Origin of the sequence: Streptomyces sp. NPDC051738 (genome assembly GCF_044453205.1) — a bacterium.
GTDB lineage: Bacteria > Actinomycetota > Actinomycetes > Streptomycetales > Streptomycetaceae > Streptomyces.
In genome coordinates this window covers 210-13,938 of the sequence record NZ_JBITCM010000028.1, presented here as the reverse complement: position 1 = coordinate 13,938, position 13,729 = coordinate 210, and the positions used below count along the sequence as shown (strand labels likewise).

The 13,729-nt window shown below is 70.5% G+C and carries 14 protein-coding genes; 10 read left to right on the top strand and 4 right to left on the bottom strand.

Annotation, left to right across the window (positions count from 1 at the left end; genetic code table 11):
* Positions 1-19: 19 nt before the first annotated feature.
* Positions 20-583, top strand: a complete 564-nt coding sequence (locus ACIA8X_RS41740; RefSeq protein WP_393452383.1) for a dihydrofolate reductase family protein — start codon at positions 20-22, stop codon at positions 581-583.
* 48 nt (positions 584-631) lie between these two features.
* Positions 632-979 (top strand): caspase family protein, encoded by a 348-nt coding sequence (locus tag ACIA8X_RS41735; RefSeq protein WP_393452386.1) that lies wholly within the window; start codon positions 632-634, stop codon positions 977-979.
* 198 nt (positions 980-1,177) lie between these two features.
* On the opposite strand, the gene ACIA8X_RS41730 is transcribed toward ACIA8X_RS41735, so the two are convergent.
* The 3 genes from ACIA8X_RS41730 to phoU all read right to left on the bottom strand — a co-directional run bounded on the left by ACIA8X_RS41730 (position 1,178) and on the right by phoU (position 3,121).
* Complete coding sequence (locus ACIA8X_RS41730) at positions 1,178-1,504, bottom strand: carboxymuconolactone decarboxylase family protein (RefSeq protein ID WP_393452389.1); 327 nt, start codon at positions 1,502-1,504, stop codon at positions 1,178-1,180.
* A 173-nt stretch (positions 1,505-1,677) separates the two neighbouring features.
* The gene (locus ACIA8X_RS41725; protein WP_393452392.1) at positions 1,678-1,929 is read right to left on the bottom strand and encodes an SCO4226 family nickel-binding protein; all 252 of its coding nucleotides are present in this window, start codon (positions 1,927-1,929) and stop codon (positions 1,678-1,680) included.
* 490 nt (positions 1,930-2,419) lie between these two features.
* A complete protein-coding gene (gene phoU, locus ACIA8X_RS41720; protein WP_393452398.1) occupies positions 2,420-3,121 on the bottom strand; it encodes a phosphate signaling complex protein PhoU in 702 nt (233 codons plus the stop codon).
* 324 nt (positions 3,122-3,445) lie between these two features.
* Between phoU and ACIA8X_RS41715 the strand changes: the two genes are divergently transcribed.
* On the top strand, positions 3,446-4,723 hold the full coding sequence (locus ACIA8X_RS41715) for a sensor histidine kinase (RefSeq protein WP_393452401.1): 1,278 nt from the start codon (positions 3,446-3,448) through the stop codon (positions 4,721-4,723).
* Positions 4,720-5,400, top strand: a complete 681-nt coding sequence (locus ACIA8X_RS41710; protein ID WP_015659563.1) for a response regulator transcription factor — start codon at positions 4,720-4,722, stop codon at positions 5,398-5,400. The genes ACIA8X_RS41715 and ACIA8X_RS41710 overlap by 4 nt, the downstream gene beginning before the upstream one ends.
* 132 nt (positions 5,401-5,532) lie before the next feature.
* Here ACIA8X_RS41710 and ACIA8X_RS41705 read toward each other — a convergent pair whose 3' ends face one another.
* Positions 5,533-6,246, bottom strand: coding sequence for a DUF461 domain-containing protein (locus tag ACIA8X_RS41705; RefSeq protein WP_393452404.1), 714 nt, complete (start codon positions 6,244-6,246; stop codon positions 5,533-5,535).
* Positions 6,247-6,881: 635 nt separating this feature from the next.
* Between ACIA8X_RS41705 and ACIA8X_RS41700 the strand changes: the two genes are divergently transcribed.
* From ACIA8X_RS41700 to ACIA8X_RS41675, 6 genes are all read left to right on the top strand, one after another.
* Positions 6,882-7,364 carry a CarD family transcriptional regulator gene (locus ACIA8X_RS41700; protein ID WP_003953493.1) on the top strand — a complete coding sequence of 161 codons (483 nt, stop codon included), beginning with the start codon at positions 6,882-6,884 and terminating at the stop codon, positions 7,362-7,364.
* Between the two features lie 276 nt (positions 7,365-7,640).
* The gene (gene ispD / locus ACIA8X_RS41695) at positions 7,641-8,441 is read left to right on the top strand and encodes a 2-C-methyl-D-erythritol 4-phosphate cytidylyltransferase (protein ID WP_393452407.1); all 801 of its coding nucleotides are present in this window, start codon (positions 7,641-7,643) and stop codon (positions 8,439-8,441) included.
* Positions 8,431-8,928, top strand: coding sequence for a 2-C-methyl-D-erythritol 2,4-cyclodiphosphate synthase (gene ispF / locus ACIA8X_RS41690; protein ID WP_393452410.1), 498 nt, complete (start codon positions 8,431-8,433; stop codon positions 8,926-8,928). Before ispD ends, ispF begins: the two co-directional genes overlap by 11 nt.
* Before the next feature lie 141 nt (positions 8,929-9,069).
* Positions 9,070-10,467, top strand: coding sequence for a cysteine--tRNA ligase (gene cysS, locus ACIA8X_RS41685; RefSeq protein WP_393452413.1), 1,398 nt, complete (start codon positions 9,070-9,072; stop codon positions 10,465-10,467).
* Between the two features lie 99 nt (positions 10,468-10,566).
* Positions 10,567-11,508 (top strand): 23S rRNA (guanosine(2251)-2'-O)-methyltransferase RlmB, encoded by a 942-nt coding sequence (gene rlmB, locus ACIA8X_RS41680; RefSeq protein ID WP_399460498.1) that lies wholly within the window; start codon positions 10,567-10,569, stop codon positions 11,506-11,508.
* A 134-nt stretch (positions 11,509-11,642) separates the two neighbouring features.
* Positions 11,643-13,295: a DoxX family membrane protein gene (locus tag ACIA8X_RS41675; RefSeq protein WP_399460544.1), complete on the top strand. Its 1,653-nt coding sequence runs from the start codon at positions 11,643-11,645 to the stop codon at positions 13,293-13,295.
* The last annotated feature ends 434 nt before the right edge of the window (positions 13,296-13,729 follow it).

Sequence of the window (13,729 nt, the reverse complement as noted above, 5' to 3'; positions counted from 1 at the left end):
ACACGGAGGAGGCCTTCTCATGCGCAGCGTGACCTATTCGATGAGCACCTCACTCGACGGCTACATCGTCGGGCCGGACGGCGGCTTCAACTGGACGGCACCCGACGAGGACGTCTTCCGCTTCTGGATCGACGAGATTCGAGGGGTCGGCGTCCATCTGCTGGGGCGGCGGCTGTACGAGACGATGCTGTACTGGGAGACCGCCGACCAGGATCCGTCGCTGGACGACGCGGCGCGCGAGTGGACCGAGCTCTGGAACCCGCTCCCGAAGGTGGTGTTCTCCACCACGCTGTCGGAGGTGCAGGGCCAGGCCCGCCTCGCCTCCGGCAGCCTGGCGGAGGAGATCGAGCGGTTGCGGGCCGAGCCGGAGGAGGGCGAGATCGCGATCGGTGGTGCGACCCTCGCTGCCGAGGCGGCCGCGTCGGATCTGATCGACGAGTACCGGGTCATCGTCCACCCGGTGCTGGTCGGCGGTGGCATCTCGTACTTTCCCCAGGGCGAGCGCCGGCAGGATCTCGAACTCGTCGAGACCCGCACCTTCAACTCCAAGTTCGTCTACCTCCACTACCGCGTGACGCGTTAGCACCCCGCGCGGCGGCCGGACACTTGCCCCATAGCCCTGCTCATCGGCGTGGGGGAGAATCCCGGAGCGGGACACCTGCTTCCCTCCCTGGCCGCCACGGTCGACGCCGATCTGCGCGTCCTGGGCGACTCCCTGCGGGGCAGCGGCTACGCGGTGGAGACCCTGCTGAATCCCACCCGGAACGAGATCACCGAGCGCATCTCCGAGAGTTCCGCGAGCGCGCCGCCCGGCAGCACCCTGCTCCTCTACTTCACCGGGCACGGCGTCCGGATCGGCACGACCGACTACCTGGTGCCGTCGGACGCCCGAGCCCCGTCGGACGCCCGAGCCCTGTCCGACGCCCGGGCCTCGTCCGACGCCCAGAGCCCCTGCCGACACCAGCGACATCGGAGATAGCCGCTACAACGCCGCCAGATGGGACCAACCCTCCTGCGAGCCGACATCAGCCCGTACCTGGCCAACTGCAACGCCGGCACCACGTGGAGATCGACCCCAGGACCGACGGCAAGGTCTCGCCCTGGACGGCCATCGTGAGCATGGAACCCGGCCAGACCTGCGACTGAGCGCAAGAAGTGCCCTCGGTCGGCGGCGTCCCTACGCTCCGCCCCGCATCTCCGCGTCCGCGACCGCGATCGTGATGCCGAGGGCCTTGGCGATGTTGCCGGCCGCCGTCATGACGCGGGCGGTACCCACGATGGGGGCGATGGCGACGAGGACGTCCTGCACCTGCTCGGCGGTCATGCCGGCCTGGATGGCGGGGTCGATATGGGCGACGTAGGAGATCGGCGGGGCGTCCGACGCGGCGAGGGCCGCGATGCGGGTGAGCATGAACGTCTCCGGGCGCAACCCGCACCGCTCGACCGAGTCGACCGTCATCGCGGCGAGGGTGTCCAGTACCGGGGTCTCAGAAGCTGTGGCCATGGCAGGTCGTCTCCTGTCGTGTCGTGAGGGGATGCGACCGGCGCCCACAAGGGCACACACTCGCGGCGGCGCCTACCGCTCGACCGTAAGTCCGTAGCCCGCGGTTCGCCTGTCGAGGCGCTCGCCAGGCGGCGCCGCTCGCCACGGCGCCGCCGTACCCGCCGCATCGCACCTCACACCATCAGCGGCACCGAGTGAATCTCGTCAGGCGCCCCTGCGCCCCCGCGTTCGTGGGCACGCTTGACCGCGTCGGCCGAGGGGCCCTCGCTGAGGCAGTAGACCGTGCCGGACCCGGGGTCGGCCCAGGCGTGTTCGAAGTGGACTCCCTCTTCCTGCTCGAACGCGGCCGTGGCGTCGTGGGCCTGCTGCAACTGGTCGGCTGTGATGCCCTGCATTCCGTGGTGTACATCCATGTACCGAGCCATGCCTCGCACCTCCTTCCGCTTACCGGGGTGCGTGCAACTGCTCTCCCTCCATACTGCGCTCGCACGCCACGGCAAGCGAGGGGCACCCGCACGCACGGCAAGCGAGGGGCCCCCGGCGACGCGCACAGCGAAGGGCCCCGGCGCCTCCACAGCGCCGGGGCCCTTCACCGTCGTACGAGATCGACCCTCACCCGCACTGGCAGGGATTCCCCGACTGGCAACCGCACCCGCAGCCGGAGCCGCAGCCGCAGGCGCCGACGAGCGGGAGGCTCCTGATGTCGGCGGGCCGGTCGGTCGGGCGTTCCCGCGTGGGGTCGGGTGTCGTGCCGGGGGTGCTGGGGGATTCGGCCATGGTCCCTCCTCAAGGCTGGTGCCTGTGCCCATTCCATGCCCGCCCCGCTGGGCGCATCAACGGCGCACAGAGGCTTGCGCACGCCCCGAAAAGGCACCCGCAAGCCCGTCCACGAGCCCACCCGGCACTCTGCGGGGCTTACGCCCCCTCCACCCCTGAAACCGCCTGGATCTCCGGCTGGATGTCGGGCTGGAGCTCATCCGCGTGCTCGCCCGTCACCAGGTAGACCACGCGCTTCGCCACGGCCACCGCATGGTCGGCGTACCGCTCGTAGTAGCGGCCGAGCAGCGTCACGTCCACGGCGGTCTCGATGCCGTGCTTCCAGCGCTCGTCCATCAGGTGCTGGAAGAGGGTGCGGTGCAGGAGGTCCATCGCGTCGTCGTCCTGCTCCAGCTGGAGCGCGAGGTCGACGTCCTTGGTGATGATCACCTCGGCCGCCTTCGCCATCAGGCGCTGCGCGAGCTGGCCCATCTCCAGGATGGTCGCGTGCAGGTCGTGCGGGATCGCGCGCGCGGGGTAGCGCAGCCGCGTGAGCTTCGCCACGTGCTGGGCCAGGTCGCCCGACCGCTCCAGGTCCGCGGACATCCGCAGCGAGGTCACGACTATCCGCAGGTCCGTCGCGACCGGCTGCTGGCGGGCGAGCAGCGCTATGGCCCGCGCCTCCAGGTCGTGCTGGAGGTCGTCGACCTTCTGGTCGGCCTCGATCACGCTTTCGGCCAGCTTCAGGTCGGTGTCGAGGATCGCCGTCGTGGCGCGCCCGATCGCCGACCCGACCATCCGGGCCATCTCGACCAGGCTGTCGCCGATCGAGTCCAGTTCCTCGTGGTACGCGTCCCGCATCAGGGTCCCTCTCTTACGTCTGCCTCGGGGGTTCCGGTTGTCTTCAAACCGGTCAAACCGTCGAGCGGACAGTCTTACGGTCATGACCTCCGACAGTAAGACTGTCGCAAAAACGTCAGTCGGACTGTCGTGAAACCGCCAGTGTGATCTCCACGCTAAACCGCCGGGGTGAACCCGACGTCCCCACGATCCGGCGCCCACGCGTCCGTTTCCGCCACCACAAATGAACCACCACTGGCTCCAAGGTGAACTCTGGGCGACGAGTGTTCGAGCTCGCACTCCGACGGCTGTGGCCACTGCCCGCGACATGCCTAACCTGGGTGCATGGACGTGAACGCGGCGGTCGCCGCAGCGGCAGCGATCGCCGGGGTGCTTACCGGCGTCATCGCCATGCTGGCGTTCCGCTGGAGCGAACGCGACCTGAAGCGACCCACCCGAACCTCCCTGCACACCGACCCGGTCCTGCCGCCCGGCGTGGACACGGTCCTGTCGGTGCTGCGCTCCTCCGCCGTCGTACTCGACGAGGGGGACGCCGTGGTCAAGGCCAGTTCGGCGGCGTACGCCCTCGGTCTGGTGCGCGGTGGCAAGCTCTCCGTCGAACCCATGCTCCAGATGGCCCGGGACACCAGGCGGGACGGAGAGATACGGCAGGTCGAGCTGGACCTCCCCCGGCGCGGCACCGGACGCGGCGACGCCCTCGCCGTGTCCGCGCGGGTCGCGCCCCTCGGCTCCCGCCTCGTCCTCCTCCTCGTCGAGGACCTCACCGAGGCCCGGCGCATAGAGGCGGTGCGACGCGACTTCGTCGCCAACGTGAGCCATGAACTGAAGACGCCGGTCGGCGCGCTCTCCCTCCTCTCCGAGGCCGTCATGGACGCCTCCGACGACCCGGAGGCCGTGGAGCGCTTCGCCGGGCGCATGCAGATCGAGGCCACCCGGCTCACCAGCCTGGTGCAGGAGCTCATCGACCTCTCCCGGGTGCAGAACGACGACCCGCTGGAGGACGCCGAGCCCGTCCGCGTCGACGAGCTCGTCGCTGAGGCCGTGGACCGCTGCCGGCACGCCGCCGGGACGAAGCAGATCAACATGGCCGCCGGCGGCACCGAGGACCTCACCATCTGGGGCAACCGCGGCCAGCTCGCCGCCGCGCTCGGCAACCTCGTCGAGAACGCCGTCAACTACTCGCCCGCCCGCACCCGCGTCGGCATCGCCGCCCGCCGGGTCAGCGCCCCGGGCGGAGACCTCATCGAGATCGCCGTGACCGACCAGGGCATCGGCATCTCGGACAAGGACAAGGAGCGCATCTTCGAGCGCTTCTACCGCGTGGACCCGGCCCGTTCCCGTGCCACAGGTGGCACCGGCCTCGGTCTCGCGATCGTCAAGCACGTGGCCGCCTCGCACAGCGGGGAGGTCACGGTGTGGAGCTCCGAGGGACAGGGCTCCACGTTCACCCTCCGGTTGCCGGAGGCGGGTGCGGCCCGCGACCGCGCACAGCAGCACCCCGATCTCGACGACGAGGCCGGGCACCCCGCATCATCCGATCCCCCCACTTCCCCCGACTCACCCGCGTACGAAACGCTTTCCGCCCCGGAGGTCCGCCCGTGACCCGAGTGCTCGTCGTCGAGGACGAGGAGTCCTTCTCCGACGCCCTGTCGTACATGCTCCGCAAGGAGGGCTTCGAGGTCGCCGTCGCGACCACCGGGCCCGACGGACTCGACGAGTTCGAGCGCAACGGCGCCGACCTCGTCCTCCTCGACCTGATGCTGCCCGGCCTGCCGGGCACCGAGGTCTGCCGTCAGCTGCGCGGCCGCTCCAACGTCCCGGTGATCATGGTCACCGCCAAGGACAGCGAGATCGACAAGGTCGTCGGCCTGGAAATAGGAGCCGATGACTACGTCACCAAGCCCTTCTCGTCCCGCGAACTGGTCGCCCGTATCCGGGCCGTCCTGCGCCGCCGCGGCGAGCCCGAGGAGGTCACCCCGGCCGCGCTGGAGGCCGGTCCCGTCCGCATGGACGTCGACCGCCACGTGGTCACGGTCTCCGGCTCCAAGGTCGACCTCCCCCTCAAGGAGTTCGACCTGCTGGAGATGCTGCTGCGCAACGCGGGCCGCGTCCTGACCCGCATGCAGCTCATCGACCGTGTCTGGGGCGCCGACTACGTCGGCGACACCAAGACCCTCGACGTCCACGTCAAGCGCCTGCGCGCCAAGATCGAGCCGGACCCGGGCGCGCCGCGGTACCTGGTGACGGTGCGCGGCCTCGGCTACAAGTTCGAGCCGTAAAGAGCACAGCCGCGACGGTAGCTACGTCGAAGGGCGGGACCCCCTTTCCGGGGGTCCCGCCCTTCTTCTACGACTGTGCAGGTGTCGTACGACAACTCAGTGCCGTACGACAACCCAGTGCCGTACGACCGCTCAGTGCCCGGCAGTCGTCTGCGAGGCGCTGTCGGACGGGGTCGCCGCGCCGCCGGCGTTCGTGCCGGCCTCGGTCCCGCTACCGGCCTCGGTGCCTGCCTCGGTACCGTCCGTCGGCGTCGCGCCCGGGGAGCCCTCTTCGGTCGGGGTGGCCCCGGTCGGCGAGCCGGTCGGGGAGGCCGTCTTGCCCGGCGTCGCCGGGACCTCGGTCGGGCCCCACTCCTTGAAGAAGTGCTCGGCCGGGACGACGAAGGCGCGCAGGCTCACGTCACCGGTCTTGCTGAAGGTGAAGGTGATCTTCTGCGCGTTGCCGTCCTGGATGGCCTCACGGCTGCTCGGCAGCACGGCGGAGGCGTTGTCCTTGCCGCCGATGATGAGCGAGCCGCCGGCCGGGATGGTCAGGCTGGCGCCCTTGGCGGGCTTGAGCGCGGCGGTCTTGTTCGTGCCGTCCACCTTGATCGCGTCCAGCGTCTGGGCGGTGCGGCCGGAGTTGAACAGGGTGGCGGAGATCGCGGCCGGACCGGTCGACTCCAGGTCGGGCTGGGTGATCACGACGGCGTTCTGGATCTTGATGTCGCCGACCGTGGTGGCCGCGTTGTCCGGCTTGATCTCCAGGGTCTGGCTGTTGTTGCCGGCCGCGCACGCGGAGAGCGAGGCGATCGAGAACGCGATGGCGGCGGCCGCGAGGGCACCGCGTCGAAGGCTGCTGCTCACGGCGGCGGCAACTCCTTGACTCGAACGGGGCGGGCGCTTGAAGCCGCCCTAAGTGTCTGTCAGCGGCCTTAGGTTACCGAGCCGTTCCCGCGCGACCGCACCCGACCCTCCCCTGAGCGCCCGTAGTACCTCATCGGACCTCTTCGAACCTCTGCGATCTTCTTCCACGGTCCGTCCCGTCACTCACAAGTGACCCGCGAGTCACATTGCCCGTGCGCCTCGTCCGCCATTCACATAAGTCCCTCGCAAGGCGGCCCGCAAAATTTCCGTGAAGGAATGCACGACGTTCCAGGAATTGATCACCGAGTGTGCTGCCGACCTGGGCCGTGATCAATTCCGGAATCGTCCGGTACCCGACTCGGGACGCCGAACGGAGTAGCGAAAGTCGCACACTTGGAACCGGACATATGTGTACGTTCGGCCACTCGGAGGCGCCGCCGGATGTGTGTAACGTGCGCGTTTCTCCTCGCCTGTAGAGCCGCTCCGACCTGCGAATACCTTCTTCCGCTCGGCCCGCGAAGCACGTTCCTGTTGCTGTTGTCAAGCCCCGAGATATGCCCTGACCTGCGAAAACGCCATTCAGAACCCGCAGTTTCCGTGTTACCCTGGATAGCCACGGAAGGGGTACCTGTCACATGACGTTCAAGGTTGGCGACACCGTGGTCTATCCCCATCACGGGGCCGCGCTGATCGAGGCCATCGAAACTCGCCAGATCAAAGGCGTGGACAAGACCTACTTGGTGCTGAAGGTCGCCCAGGGTGACCTGACGGTGCGTGTGCCAGCGGACAATGCGGAGTTCGTCGGCGTGCGTGATGTGGTCGGTCAGGACGGACTGGACCGGGTCTTCGAGGTGCTGCGCGCGCCGTACGCCGAGGAGCCCACGAACTGGTCGCGTCGATACAAGGCAAATCTGGAGAAGCTCGCCTCCGGCGATGTCATCAAGGTCGCGGAAGTCGTGCGTGACCTGTGGCGTCGTGAGCGCGAGCGCGGACTCTCCGCCGGTGAGAAGCGCATGCTCGCCAAGGCCCGCCAGATTCTGGTGAGCGAGCTTGCCCTCGCGGAGAACACCAACGAGGACAAGGCCGAGGCCCTGCTCGACGAGGTTCTCGCGTCCTGACGCGGTCCATCCGCCTCAGTTCAGCACAGTGCTGAATTATTCACAGAAGTGCCGCGGTGCCCGATGACATAGCAGCTGTCGCCGGGCGCTGCGGCATGTTCGCGTTTCGACGCCGTCAAGACGTCCACTTCCGGGGGGAGACCCCCCGATACTTGATGTGCCGGGCCCGGGCAGCAGGCTCGACCGACTGTCACGGAAGGGTCCGGTCAAGGCGTCGCGCCCGGCACGCTGTGGCCATACCCAAGTTGGCCGAGCACACAAACCTGACAGGAACCGATGTCTGACGTTTCGCGCCCTTCGCCCTCGGAATCCGGTACCGGCAACCCTGCCGGAACCCCTGGTGGGACCCCCGCCGGCCGCCGTACGGCTGTCGTGATTCCGGCCGCAGGCCGGGGTGTACGTCTCGGCCCGGGCGCCCCCAAGGCGCTCCGCGCGCTGAACGGCACGCCCATGCTGATCCACGCCGTGCGCGCGATGGCCGCGTCCCGTGCCGTCTCCCTCGTGGTCGTCGTGGCCCCGCCCGACGGCGCCGCTGAGGTCAAGAGCCTGCTCGACGCACACGCGCTGCCCGAGCGCACCGACTTCCTGGTGGTCCCCGGCGGGGAGTCCCGCCAGGAATCCGTCAAGCTCGGCCTGGACGCGCTGCCGCCGGACCACGACATCGTCCTGGTGCACGACGCGGCCCGCCCGCTGGTCCCGGTGGACACGGTCGACGCGGTGATCGAGGCCGTACGGGACGGCGCCCCGGCCGTCGTCCCCGCGCTGCCGCTCGCGGACACGGTCAAGGAGGTCGAGCCCGCCTCGGCCGTCGGCGAGCCCGAGCCGGTGGTGGCCACCCCGCGGCGCGCCCGCCTCCGTGCCGTACAGACCCCCCAGGGCTTCGACCGCGCCACGCTGATCCGCGCACACGAGACGGTGACCGACGAGGTCACCGACGACGCCGGCATGGTTGAGCAGCTCGGCCTGACGGTCGTGGTCGTCCCCGGCCACGAGGAGGCCTTCAAGGTCACGCGCCCGCTGGACCTGGTCCTGGCGGAGGCGGTCCTGGCCCGCCGGAGGCTGAACGATGGCTTCTGAGACGGGCGTGCCGCTGCCGCAGGTGGGCATCGGCACCGACATCCACGCCTTCGAGGAGGGCCGCGAGCTGTGGTGCGCGGGCCTGAGGTGGGAGGGCGAGGGCCCGGGTCTGGCCGGCCACTCCGACGCGGACGTCGTCGCACACGCCGCCTGCAACGCCCTGTTCTCGGCAGCCGGCCTCGGCGACCTGGGCCAGCACTTCGGCACCGGCCGTCCCGAGTGGTCCGGCGCCCCCGGCGTCGTACTCCTCACGGAGGCGGCCCGGATCGTACGCGAGGCGGGCTTCCGGATCGGCAACATCGCGGTCCAGGTCGTAGGCCCCCGCCCCAAGATCGGCAAACGCCGCGACGAGGCGCAGAAGATCCTGTCGGAGGCGGCCGGAGCCCCGGTGTCGGTATCGGGCGCGACGACGGACGGACTGGGGTTCCCGGGCCGAGGCGAGGGCTTGATGGCGGTGGCGACGGCGCTGGTGGTCCGGGTGGGTTGAGGACGGTGGCCCTTAACGCGGGCAAGCGTGCCAACCAAGGGGCGCGGGGAACTGCGCGCCCAGCCCCCACCGACCCGCAGCCGAATCGGTCAATCCACCGGAGGGCACCGGGCACTCCCGTCCGCCCACTACCCTGGTGTCGTGACCATTCGCCTGTACGACACCAGCGCCCGGCAGATCCGTGACTTCATCCCGCTTCAGCCGGGCTGTGTCTCGATCTACCTCTGTGGCGCCACGGTGCAGGCGGCACCGCACATCGGCCACATCCGCTCAGGCCTCAACTTCGACATCATGCGCCGCTGGTTCGCGTACCGCGGCTATGAGGTGACGTTCATCCGCAACGTCACGGACATCGACGACAAGATCATCGCCAAGTCCGTCGACCAGAACCGCCCTTGGTGGTCCATCGGCTACGAGAACGAGCGCGCCTTCACCGACGGCTACACCGCCCTCGGCTGCCTCCCGCCGACGTACGAGCCCCGCGCCACCGGCCATGTCACCGAGATGGTCGAGATGATGCGCGGCCTCATCGAGCGCGGACACGCCTACGAGGCGGACGGCAGCGTCTACTTCGACGTCCGCTCCTGGCCCTCCTACCTGGAGCTGTCCCGGCAGGACCTCGACGAGATGCGGCAGCCCGCCGAGGAGGGCATCAGCGGCAAGCGGGACCCGCGCGACTTCGCGATGTGGAAGGCCGCCAAGCCCGGCGAGCCCGACTGGGAGACGCCGTGGGGCCGGGGCCGTCCGGGCTGGCACCTGGAGTGCTCGGCGATGGCGCACCGGTACCTCGGCTCCGCCTTCGACATCCACGGCGGCGGCCTCGACCTGATCTTCCCGCACCACGAGAACGAGATCGCCCAGGCCAAGGCGTACGGCGACGACTTCGCCAAGTACTGGGTGCACAACGCCTGGGTCACCATGAGCGGCGAGAAGATGTCGAAGTCGCTCGGCAACTCCGTGCTCGTCTCCGAGATGGTCAAGCAGTGGCGCCCGATCGTCCTGCGCTACTACCTGGGCACCCCGCACTACCGCTCCACCATCGAGTACAGCGTGGAGGCCCTGCGCGAGGCCGAGTCGGCGTTCGCGCGCATCGAGGGCTTCGTGCAGCGCGTGGTGGAGAAGGCGGGCGTCGTCGAGCCGTCCGCCGAGGTGCCGCTCGCCTTCGCCGAGGCGATGGACGACGACCTGGGCGTCCCGCAGGCGCTGGCCGTCGTGCACACCACGGTCCGCCAGGGCAACTCCGCCCTCGCCGCCGACGACAAGGAAGCCGCCGTGGCCCGCCTCGCCGAGGTCCGCGCCATGCTCGGCGTCCTCGGCCTGGACCCGCTCGACGCGCACTGGGCCGGCGAGACCGACCGCGGCGAGGACCTGCACGGCGTCGTGGACACCCTGGTCCGCATGGTCCTCGACCAGCGCGAGGCGGCCCGCTCCCGCAAGGACTGGGCCACCGCGGACGCCATCCGGGACCAGCTCAACCAGTCGGGCCTGGTCATCGAGGACGGCCCACAGGGCCCGCGCTGGACCCTCGGCCCGCGCTGAGCGAGCCGGCCGTCCGAAAGATCGATTGTGCCGCCCGGCCCTCCGGGCGGCACACTGCATAGACGTACGTACGAACGCCTCACGACAGACAGGTAGGTCATGGCCGCGAACAACCGCCGCATGTCCGGCAAGAAGGGCGCGCAGGTCGGCAGTGGCGGCCAGCGACGCAAGGGACTGGAGGGCAAGGGCCCGACCCCGCCCGCCGAGATGCGCAAGAAGCACAAGGCGAACCGCATCGCGAACGCCAAGGCGAAGCAGGCCGCGCGCCGTCCCGCACCGCGCGGCCGCGGCGGCAAGGGCACGTCCGAGATGGTCGTGGGGCGCAACCCGGTCGTCGAAGCACTGCGCGAGGGGGTCCCGGCCTCCACGCTCTACGTCCAGCAGTTCATCGACAACGACGAGCGCGTCCGCGAGGCCCTCCAGCTCGCCGCCGAGCGCGGCGGGATCAACCTCATGGAGGCCCCGCGCCCCGAGCTGGACCGCATGACGAACGGCCTCAACCACCAGGGCCTCGTCCTCCAGGTCCCGCCCTACGAGTACGCCCACCCCGAGGACCTCGCCAACGCCGCCTACGACGAGGGCGAGGACCCGCTCATCGTCGCCCTCGACGGCGTGACGGACCCGCGCAACCTGGGCGCCGTCGTCCGCTCGGTCTCGGCGTTCGGCGGCCACGGAGTCGTCGTACCGGAAAGGCGCGCGGCGGGCATGACGGCCGGCGCCTGGAAGACCTCGGCCGGCACGGCGGCCCGCACGCCGGTCGCCCGCGCCACGAACCTGACCCGCGTCCTGGAGGCGTACAAGAAGTCGGGCATCGCGGTCGTCGGACTGGCCGCCGACGGCGAGTCCGAACTCGGTGACCTTCAGGCCCTGGACGGCCCGGTCGTCATCGTCGTGGGCAGCGAGGGCAAGGGCCTGTCCCGCCTGGTCGGCGAGACGTGCGACTTCCGGGTACGCATCCCGATGCCGGGCGGCGCCGAGTCCCTCAACGCCGGTGTGGCGGCGGGGATCGTCCTCTACGAGGCGGCTCGCCGACGCGTCTGAACAGACATCCGTGGCGTCACCCGTGCGGGTTAATTCTGGTGAGAGTGGTGCGACCTGCGCATCCTTGACGCGGTCCGGACAGATCGGACCGGTCAAGGCAGTGTCCTAACCACACGTCACTCGGTTAGTTGAGTGTGGACACCAGAACACCCCGCACACCCACGGGGGACCGCTCGTCGGGTTACGACGACGCTCCCGCGCTGAGCATGGTGAAGGTGCCGAGCGATCCGGCGCAGATCATCGTCAATCACGCGAGTTTCCGCGTGCTGCTGGGCGCGTCGACCGGGCGCACCAAATCCCCGCGGATCGCACGGCAATCGAGCGCCACCGAGGACACCACCCGCATCCCCGTCGTGGGCGCGGCCGGCAGAGCGGGCGCGGCCACCGGCCCCCGCCGCCGGGTCGCCGTCTGGAACGGCACGTCCGCGCCCGACGACACCGGCGCCCACCGCCTGCTCCAGGCCGTGCGGGACGGCAGCGTCCGCCACGGCGACGAAGCGGCACACGCCGGGGCCACCCAGGTCATCCCGCGCGTGGACGTGGGCGGGGGCTACGACGGCGGCTACGACGACGACGAGTTGACGCAGACCGTCGAGACCCCGATCGTCGGCGCGCAACGCACCCACGAGTCGATGGAGACCCGCCTCCTGCCGAGCATGCGCACGGTGGAGAGCGCGTACGACGAAGAACTCGCCTACGAGGCCGAGGACTTCGAGGGCGAGGACGGGGTCGGCGGCCCGGACGACGAGACCGGCACGCAGTTCAAGCGCCCGGGCGACGACCCGGCACGGCACGCCTACTACCCCGGCCGCCGCATGAACCTCGGCGTCGTCCTCCTCCCCCTCCGCGTCTTCCTCGGCTTCATCTCCATCTACGCCGGCATGGGCAAGCTCTGCGACCCCGTCTACTTCGACGGCGGCAAGCGCGGCTCGATGGTGAAGTGGCTCAACACCCTGCACCCCTGGGAAGTCGCCGAACCACTGCGCCAGTTCGCCCTCGAACACCCCGTCGGCTCCGGCCTGGTCATCGCCTTCTTCCAGGTCATCGTGGGCGTGCTCACGGTCCTGGGCTGCTGGCAGCGGGTGGCCGCGGTGGTCGGTGCCCTGCTGTCGGCGGCGCTCCTGGTCACCGTCAGCTGGAAGAGCGTCCCGGTCTACGACGCGCCCGACATCATCTACCTGGCGGCGTGGTCCCCGCTGATCATCGCGGGCGCCCCGGTCTACTCGATCGACGGCCGCCTCGCGGGGATGGCCTGGCGCCGTCTGGGCCCGCGCTCCGACATCTGGGAACTCCGCCAGTACGTCCTTCGCCGCGGCGCCCTGGTCACGGCGATCGTCACCGGCCTCACCCTCCTCATCGGCTCCCTGCTCGGCGGCGCCGTCCGTGACGCGGACCGCGTCGTGGTCCCCGGCCCCGGCGAGGCCCCGCGCAACGAACTCCCCGGCTCCCCGCTCCCGCAGGAGCCCGACCAGCGCGGGAAGACGCCGTCCGCCTCCAACGCGCCCACCCAGGGCGCCACGTCGGGATCGGCCACCCCGTCGGGCGCCGCGACCACGCCGGGCGCGACCAGCGACACGGGCGCGACCGGCGCGGGTACGCCCAGCGCGACCCAGGGCACGGCGGGCCAGGCCCCACCCCAGCAGTCCACCCCGGCCGACGAGGCCCCCAGCACCAGCACCGGCCCCACCTCAGGAGGCCCCACCTCCGGCGGCGGCTCCACCGGCGGCTCCGGCAGCGGAGGCTCCACCTCCGGCGAACCGGGCCTGGTAGGCGGCCTGTTGGGGTAGCCGGTCCGGTGGACAACCTCCTCGACCGAGCACGAAAACGAAGGGCCCCCGGACGGTTGACGTCCGGGGGCCCTTCGCGCCGTTGCCGGGTGCGGGCCCTGCTGGGGGCCTGCGGCCCCCAGACCCCCGCTTCGGCCCTGAAGGGGCCTCGTCCTCAAACGCCGGACGGGCTGAGATTGCCTGGACCGGCGTCGAGAAGTGCCCGGCAAAGGCGTAGCCCCCACAGGCCCGCGGTCGCCCACGGCAAGGCGATCCGGCGATGGCGCGTACCCCTGCGGCGCGGCAGTCGCGCACGGCGATCCGGTGGTGGCGCGGCGCGTACCCCTACGGGCCCGCAGCCGCCCACGGCAAGGCGATCCGGCGATGGCGCGTACCCCTGCGGCGCGGCAGTCGCGCACGGCGATCCGGTGGTGGCGCGGCGCGTACCCCTACGG

Coding starts and splice junctions, on each gene's coding strand:
- ispF (WP_393452410.1), top strand. CDS start 8,431: ATGGCTTCTGAGACGGGCGTGCCGCTGCCGCAGGTGGGCATCGGCACC.
- ispD (WP_393452407.1), top strand. CDS start 7,641: ATGTCTGACGTTTCGCGCCCTTCGCCCTCGGAATCCGGTACCGGCAAC.
- rlmB (WP_399460498.1), top strand. CDS start 10,567: ATGGCCGCGAACAACCGCCGCATGTCCGGCAAGAAGGGCGCGCAGGTC.
- ACIA8X_RS41730 (WP_393452389.1), bottom strand. CDS start 1,504: ATGGCCACAGCTTCTGAGACCCCGGTACTGGACACCCTCGCCGCGATG.
- ACIA8X_RS41700 (WP_003953493.1), top strand. CDS start 6,882: ATGACGTTCAAGGTTGGCGACACCGTGGTCTATCCCCATCACGGGGCC.
- phoU (WP_393452398.1), bottom strand. CDS start 3,121: ATGCGGGACGCGTACCACGAGGAACTGGACTCGATCGGCGACAGCCTG.
- ACIA8X_RS41740 (WP_393452383.1), top strand. CDS start 20: ATGCGCAGCGTGACCTATTCGATGAGCACCTCACTCGACGGCTACATC.
- ACIA8X_RS41725 (WP_393452392.1), bottom strand. CDS start 1,929: ATGGCTCGGTACATGGATGTACACCACGGAATGCAGGGCATCACAGCC.
- ACIA8X_RS41715 (WP_393452401.1), top strand. CDS start 3,446: ATGGACGTGAACGCGGCGGTCGCCGCAGCGGCAGCGATCGCCGGGGTG.